Below are 2,558 nucleotides of genomic sequence, written 5' to 3'. Positions count from 1 at the left end.
TCTTGATTGATTTGATGGAAGAACTTAACAAAAGTTATCACGCGAGAATTGATATACGATAGATACCGAAAAGGGAGCTAGCGCTCCCTTTTTATTTGTTAGTTGATAGACCAAGACGACAAAGCTTGATGTCTTCTGAGGCAGTCGCAGGGTTGTAATCCTGTGTATTACAAACAACATAACGTGTTTTAACTTGATTGATGCTTACTGTGCTGTTGATGCAAGCTGTCAGTGAAAACGCTCCTACAATTGCAAGAGCGATTAATACGGGTCTTAGAAATTGTTGAGTCTTAGACATTCGCTGTCTCCTTGTTAGCGTGACGTGCTTTCTGTGCTTCTGACATTCTGCGTTTGGTTTCTTCTGATTTAGGACCAGTTTTGCGACCGCGTAGAGCATCACCGATTTTTTGTTTCGTATCATCAGAGCGAATCTGACCAGATTTTGCTTCTGAGATTTTACGACGAGTTTCATCAGAGACTTCGTGACCCATCATAGAAGCGGAGATTTTCGCGTTTCGCTGTTTAATTTGTTCTTCTGTCATTTTGTCAAAGACCTTACCACCGGAGTTTCCTTTAGAGATATTTAAAATATTAACTTCCGCTTTGCGTGCTGATTGAATGCATTCAGATTCGAAGTCATACGCTTCTTGTTCAGATTCAAAATTCTGTAGAACGATTTTATAAACGATATCTGAGTCGTTCATTTCAGCGAGTTTTTCCTGAACTCTGCGACCAGAACCGATATACGACATATCAGGCTGACCGTTGAAAGCCTGTTTGCCGTAATAAACGAACTGTTCATTACCGACACGAAAAACGGTTTTATAAACGCTAAAACCAGTTGGCTCAGATTTCAGTTCAGAACGGGTTTTGTAAGTAACGTTATTGATTGTTTTCTTATACATTTTGAGTTTCCTTAAAGTTTAATAAAAGAGTAAAAGTGATTGACATTCAGATGTTTTTCTGAATTACACTTGTATTTAGTAAACTAGGAAACTCTATTGATCTGATTCAATAACAGTGATAGCGAGCTGTAGGCGAAGCGACAACAATCAAGGTCGGTATCAAAGCAGGATGCATCAGGTTCAATCTGGTTGGTTTAGATGAACAGGTGTATCAAGATGGTCAGTAGAGCAGGGAGAAGCGAGGAGGGACAATAAGGTCAGTAAAGACGATAACGACCAGATCTCTATCAAAGACGGGGCTTGCCCGTTCGACGTAGCGATAGCGAAGGAGAACTCACTAACGCTATCTGATTTAAATAACGATCATTAAGTTTATCTGATTTTCAGATCTGGTTATAATGCAGTTAGAAGTTATTGATTATGATCAGAAAACAATATTGTGAGCGTCAGCGAACGCGCGAAGCGCTAATAATCGTATCTAGTAATAATTACTGATCATCAAGTTCAATATCTATGATCATAGCGATATGGATTAACTTCTATCTGTCGCGCTTCGCGCTAATGTTATTATTTATGGCTTCGCCAGTTCGCTTCGCTCACATCTTTGTCGCTTCGCTTTGGTTTATAGTGTTTACTGCTTCTACAGCCTTCCATATCATCTTTATCCAATTGTTCTTATAGGGCGATTTTTTCTAGGGTCCATGCGCTTCTCCGAGATGCATCGATGCGCTATCGATGCGTTTTATCAGTGCATCGATGCGCTTGCTCCGATTGATTTTGATCATTCAGTGCTGTACCGAGAATTATTTTACCAAGTTGTTTACGACTTTCACCGAGATGTATAAACAGTCTATGAAAGCAAATGAGAGTTTCTTCTTTCCTCGTTATGTTCTCTCGTTTGTTTACGCTATCGAATAGCCGATATAAAATAGCTATGTGAACAGCAAGTTCATTTAAAATTCCTTAAAGTTTGAAGCGCTCGCAAGAGCGCTCTTTTTTCAACACATCAAAAAGGTGAACACTTGTGAAAAAATCTAAATACCCATCTAAGCTCGTTATCGAAACGAAACTTGATAACGGTGATTCATTCAGAGCAATCTGCCGAGAGTTTGATATTTCTCCATCTTCTATGAAAAAATATTGTGACCGCATGAACATCAGAACTACTAAAAAGGACAAATAAAATGAAATTTGCAATCTTCGATAACTTAAACGGAACCACTAACGTTAGTCTGAACAGAAAAATCGTTAAGACTAACGAAATGACTAACAACAGAAACTTACTGAAAAACTTTATCAAAAGCTTTAACATTCACCGCAATCTTCAAGCGAAACTTCTTTCTAAAATTGAAAACGCTCTGACTGTTAAAAACATTCGTTCTTTCGAAATCGGTATGTCAGAACTGAACGACAAACCAGCTATCGTAGCGTATGCGAAAGACTTATCGAAAGCTGTTATCGTTTGCTGTGAAAGTCGCAACTGGAAAGCTCTAGGTTCAGACCTGACTATGATCAAAGCAAATGACAAACAAGAGTTCATTCAACAGTACGTTGGTGATTTTGTAGAGATTAAAGAAGAAATTGAATTTCCGACTGAACAGAAAGTTGATGTTCTTGCTTCTGAAATGGAAGAATTAAGAAAGGAGATTGAAG

The 2,558-nt window shown here is 38.4% G+C and carries 3 protein-coding genes; 1 reads left to right on the top strand and 2 read right to left on the bottom strand.

The genetic code is table 11. The features are described 5' to 3' along the window. Positions 1 to 91: 91 nt before the first annotated feature. Complete coding sequence (locus M8370_RS23090) at positions 92 to 298, bottom strand: hypothetical protein (RefSeq protein WP_125183041.1); 207 nt, start codon at positions 296 to 298, stop codon at positions 92 to 94. Continuing rightward, entirely contained in the window at positions 291 to 905 is a 615-nt protein-coding gene (locus M8370_RS23085; RefSeq protein WP_045337902.1) for an NUMOD3 domain-containing DNA-binding protein, read from the bottom strand. Before M8370_RS23085 ends, M8370_RS23090 begins: the two co-directional genes overlap by 8 nt. 1,184 nt (positions 906 to 2,089) lie before the next feature. On the opposite strand from M8370_RS23085, the gene M8370_RS23080 reads away from it, so the two are divergent. Beyond that, a partial coding sequence (locus M8370_RS23080; protein WP_250021842.1) for a hypothetical protein occupies positions 2,090 to 2,558 on the top strand: 469 nt, incomplete at its 3' end.

It is taken from the genome of Enterobacter cloacae complex sp. OE43NF (assembly GCF_023544405.1).
Lineage (GTDB): Bacteria > Pseudomonadota > Gammaproteobacteria > Enterobacterales > Enterobacteriaceae > Enterobacter > Enterobacter cloacae.
Note: the sequence above shows the minus strand (reverse complement) of the source record. Positions and strands in the feature narration are given on the sequence as shown.

Excerpts from the sequence above, each read along its gene's own strand:
- M8370_RS23090 (WP_125183041.1), bottom strand. The coding sequence starts at position 298 with ATGTCTAAGACTCAACAATTTCTAAGACCCGTATTAATCGCTCTTGCA.
- M8370_RS23085 (WP_045337902.1), bottom strand. The coding sequence starts at position 905 with ATGTATAAGAAAACAATCAATAACGTTACTTACAAAACCCGTTCTGAA.